This window comes from Halochromatium sp. (assembly GCF_046541315.1).
GTDB lineage: Bacteria > Pseudomonadota > Gammaproteobacteria > Chromatiales > Chromatiaceae > Lamprobacter.
Genome location: NZ_JBKHDN010000210.1, coordinates 1 through 4733 on the forward strand (window position 1 = coordinate 1; position 4733 = coordinate 4733).

The 4733-nt window shown below is 70.4% G+C and carries 4 protein-coding genes; all 4 read left to right on the plus strand.

Annotated elements, in window-relative coordinates; all coding sequences use genetic code 11:
* A partial coding sequence (locus ACLFQI_RS11725) for a UPF0149 family protein (protein ID WP_410759549.1) occupies nucleotides 1-505 on the plus strand: 505 nt, incomplete at its 5' end.
* A gap of 10 nt (nucleotides 506-515) precedes the next feature.
* Nucleotides 516-1937 carry an aminopeptidase P N-terminal domain-containing protein gene (locus tag ACLFQI_RS11730; RefSeq protein WP_410759551.1) on the plus strand — a complete coding sequence of 474 codons (1422 nt, stop codon included), beginning with the start codon at nucleotides 516-518 and terminating at the stop codon, nucleotides 1935-1937.
* Between the two features lie 147 nt (nucleotides 1938-2084).
* A complete protein-coding gene (gene ubiH / locus ACLFQI_RS11735; protein ID WP_410759553.1) occupies nucleotides 2085-3359 on the plus strand; it encodes a 2-octaprenyl-6-methoxyphenyl hydroxylase in 1275 nt (424 codons plus the stop codon).
* An 11-nt stretch (nucleotides 3360-3370) separates the two neighbouring features.
* A partial coding sequence (locus ACLFQI_RS11740) for a UbiH/UbiF/VisC/COQ6 family ubiquinone biosynthesis hydroxylase (RefSeq protein ID WP_410759555.1) occupies nucleotides 3371-4733 on the plus strand: 1363 nt, incomplete at its 3' end.

The following is a 4733-nucleotide window of genomic DNA, read 5'->3' on the forward strand; positions in this document are numbered from 1 at the left end:
GCACGAGCATGGGCACGGGCACGAGCACGCCACCGATCGCCCTCCCACGCCGCTGGACTTGACCGGCCAAGGAGACGCATCGGCAACGGCCGACGACGTCGCCGAAGCACGCCGCGCGGCCCTAGACCAGGTCGCGACTTGGACCCAGGCGTCCATCACCCCACCTTCCGCCAGCTTCGACCTGCTGCTGCCCGGCGAGGACCGCCCCCTGCACGAGCGCGCCAATGGCGTGCTCGATTGGGTACGGGGGCTGCTGTTCGGGCTGGTGCTCGGCGGATTGGAGCGCGACCGCCTGCGGGGACAGGCGCGCGAGGCCTTTGACGATCTGGTCGAACTGACCCGCCTGGATCTGGAATCGGTCGCGGAAGAGGACGCCGACGAACAGGCACTGACCGAGATCGTCGAATTCCTGCGCGTTGCCGCGATGCTGATCCGCGAGGAACTCGCCAAGACCTTGCCCGCTGCGCAAGACCGAGAGGCAGCCCGGATCGATCCGCATGGATGACGCACAGCCGATGACAAAAGCCACCCAAGCGGCAACCGGCCGCGCCGCGCAAGCGACCGCCGCGAAGGCGCAGCATCCTTACAACGGCGCCGAGTTACGGCGCCGGCGGCAGGCGCTGCTCAAGGCGCTCGGCGATCAGGCCGTGCTACTGGTCCCGGCGGCACCGGAGGTGATCCGCAATCGGGACGTCCATCATCCCTATCGCCAGTCGAGCGACCTGACCTGGCTGACCGGCTTCCCCGAGCCAGACGCGGTCGCGGTCCTCGCGCCCAAGCGCAAGGACGGTGCCTTCGTGCTGTTTTGCCGCGCGCGCGATCCCGAGCGCGAGGTCTGGGATGGCTTCCGCTATGGGGTCGAGGGCGCGGTCGAACACTTCGGCGCCGATCAGGCCTTCCCGATCGGCGAACTCGACGAGCGCCTGCCCGAGATCCTCGGCGACCGGCGCCAAGTGGTCTATCCGCTCGGACTCGACGACGACTTCGATCGGCGCGTGATGGGCTGGCTGCGCGCGGTGCGGGCGCTGGCGCGCAAGGGCATCGGCGCGCCGAGCGAGCTGATCAGCTCCGATCGCTACCTGCACGAACGGCGGCTGATCAAATCCAAGTCCGAACTCAAGCTCATGCGTCGCGCCGCCGCCATCTCCGCAGCGGCACATCAGCGCCTGATGCAAACCGCCGCGCCCGGCTGCCCGGAGCAGCGGTTGGAAGCGACCTTCCTCGCCGCCTGTGCCGAACAGGGCGCGCGCTTCCAGGCCTATCCGCCGATCGTCGGCAGCGGCGCCAATGCCTGCGTGCTGCACTATGTCGAGAATGCCGATGTGCTGCGCGATGGCGATCTGGTGCTGGTCGATGCCGGCTGCGAGCTACACGGCTATGCCTCCGACATCACCCGCACCTTTCCGGCCAACGGCCGCTTCAGCGTGCCCCAGCGCCGGCTCTACGAGCTGGTGCTGGCCGCGCAGCAGGCGGCGATCGCCAAGGTGCGCCCGGGCAACCGCTGGAACCAGCCGCACCAGGCGGCGCTCAAAGTGCTGACCCGGGGGCTGGTCGAGCTGGGGCTGATCACCGGCGAAGGCATCGCCGATGGCGTCGCTACTGACCTGAAACAGCTGATCAAGGACGAGCGCTACAAGCCGTTCTTCATGCACAAGACCGGCCATTGGCTGGGCATGGATGTCCACGATGTCGGCCAATACAAGCAGGATGGCCAATGGCGCCGCTTCGAGCCCGGCATGGTGCTCACCGTCGAGCCGGGGCTCTACATCGCCCCGGATGCCGAGGCGCCAGCCGAGTATCGCGGCATCGGTATCCGCATCGAGGACGATGTGCTGGTCACCGCCGGCGAGCCCGAGGTGCTCTCGGCCGGCGTGCCCAAGGACCCGGATGCGATCGAGGCGCTGATGGCGGCCAATACCCCTGGCGCCGACACCTGAGGCGCGCGGGGGGATGCTGGTCCCATCCGCGCCCGCAGGGCATTGCCAAAGCCGTCCGCCGATGCACGGATTGCAGCCGAGACGCGGATGGCCTTGGCGTAGGATGCAAACCCAATCGGAAGTCACAGCGAGGTCCGAGACGTTCCCATGCACGACACTGATCTGGTCATCATCGGCGGCGGTCTGGTCGGCGCCAGCCTTGCCGTCGCGCTCGCCGAGACCGGGCTGCGCATCACGGTGGTCGAGGCGACCGCCGCCGATACCCCCGCGCACCCGAGCTATGACGAGCGCGTCATCGCGCTCTCCCTCGGCAGCGCTCGCATCTTCGAAGGCATGGGGCTGTGGTCGGCGATCGCGCCCGCCGCGGCGCCGATTCAGCAGGTGCATGTCTCCGATCGCGGCCACTGCGGCTTCGCCCATCTCGCGGCCGCGGACGAAGGCGTGCCGGCGCTCGGATACGTCGCGTCGGCGCGGGCGATGGGCGCCGCACTCAGCGCCCGCATGGCCGCCTCGCCGCGTATCGAGGTGCTGCGTCCGGGGCGCTTGCAGGGACTGCAGATCGCCAAGCAACGCGTGCATCTGGAGGTGGCGGTGGCCGGCGCGTCGCGCCTCCTGACGGCGGCGCTGCTGGTGGCCGCCGACGGCGGCGAATCGGCGGTGCGCAAACGCCTCGGGCTCAAGACGCGCGCGCGCGACTATGGCCATGACGCCATCGTCGCCACCGTCACCCCGCAGCGCATCCCGACCGCCACTCGCCCCGGCACCGCCTTCGAGCGCTTCACCGACAGCGGCCCGCTGGCCTTGCTGCCGATGACCGAGGGCCGCTATGGCGTGGTCTGGACCGCGCCCCGTCACGAAACCGCCGACATCCTGAATCTCTCCGACGAGGCCTTCAGCGCGGCCTTGCAAACGCGCTTCGGCAACCGCCTCGGCGAGCTGACGCGCCCGAGCCGGCGCCATGCCTATCCGCTGCGGCTGATGCTCGCCCGGCAACTCACGCGCGAGCGGCTGTTGCTGATCGGCAACGCCGCGCACACGCTGCATCCGGTGGCCGGGCAGGGCTTCAACCTCGGTCTGCGCGATGTCGCCGAGCTGGCCGATCTGCTGGTCGATGCGCAGCGCACGGCGAAGGATCTCGGCGGACCTGCGGTGCTCGGTCCCTACCGACGCCGACGCGCGCCCGACCATGCGCTGATCGCCGGGCTCACCGACGGCTTGGCGCGGCTGTTCGTCAACCCCTGGGGCCCGGTGCGCGCCGGGCGCAACCTGGGATTGCTGGGCTTGGATTTGGTGCCGATGGCGCGGCATCAGCTCGCGCGCCGCTTCATGGGGCTGAGCGGGCGTCAGCCTCGACTCACCCGCGGGCTGCCGGCCGAGAGCGCGCTGCCGCCCGCGCCGGCAGCGACGACGCAACCCCGATGAGGAACCCACCGATGCCAGAGACAGACCCCCACCCTCTTGGGCACTTCGACATCGCCATCGTCGGCGGCGGCATGGTCGGCGCCGCCCTCGCCTGTGCCTGCGCCGAGCGCGGTTTGTCGCTGGCGTTGATCGACGGCCAACCGCCCCAGCGCACCTGGCCGGCGGGACAGGTCGATCTGCGCGTCTCGGCATTGAGCCGCGCCAGCCAGCGCGTCCTTGAGCGCATCGGTGCCTGGCCGCGGATGGTCGAGTTGGGTGTCAGCCCCTACCGCGAGATGCGGGTCTGGGACGCGGTCGGCGGCGCCGAAATCCATTTCGATTCGGCCGATCTCGGCGAGCCGGATCTTGGGCATATCGTCGAGAATCGCGTCACCCGGCTGGCGCTCTGGGAGCGGCTGGAGGCATTGAGCGATTCGGCGTCGGGCCGCGCGGCATCGGACCAGGCGGGCTCGGGCCGCTCGGCATCGGACCAGTCGGTGCCGGACCAGGCGGTGCCGGACCAGGCGGCATCGGGCCGCGCGGCGCGGATCGAACGGCTCTCCCCGGCCGCGCTGAGCGCGCTCGAGATCGATGATCAGCGGGCGCGACTGCGGCTCGCCGATCAGCGCCAACTCGCGGCCGACCTGGTCGTCGGCGCCGATGGCCGCGCCTCCTTCGTGCGCGAGACGCTCGGCATCGGCTTGGACGCGGCCGATTACGCGCAGCGTGCCATCGTCGCCAATGTCGAGGTCGCGCACTGGCATCGCGAGACCGCCTGGCAGCGCTTCCTGCCGAGCGGACCGCTGGCCTTCCTGCCGCTCGCCGATGGCCGCTGCTCGATCGTCTGGTCGGCCGACGAGGCACGTGCCGAGCAGTTGCTGGCGCTCGACGATGCCGGCTTCATCGCCGAACTCGAGATCGCTTTCGACAAGCGTCTCGGCCCCATCCTGAGCGCTGGCCCGCGTGCCGCCTTCCCGCTCAGCCGTCAGCATGCGCGCGCGTATGTGCGCCCGCACGTGGCGTTGGTCGGCGATGCCGCGCATGGCATCCATCCGCTGGCCGGACAGGGCGTGAATCTCGGTTTCCTCGATGTCGCCGCGCTGATCGACGCCATCGACCATGCCCGCGCCAAGGGCCGCGCGCTCGGCAGCCTGCACATCCTGCGCCGCTACGAACGCGCGCGGCGCGGCGACAATGCGGCGATGGTCACCGCGATGGATCTGTTCAAACGCGCCTTCGGCAACCGCAATCCGGCCCTGGTCGGCGCGCGCACCCTCGGGCTGGCGGCGGCCGAGCACCTGCCCGGCATCAAACCGCTGTTCATCCGTCAGGCGCTCGGGCTCGGCCAGGATCTGCCGCGCCTCGCGCGTGTCGGTCGAGTGACAGTTGCGCGCT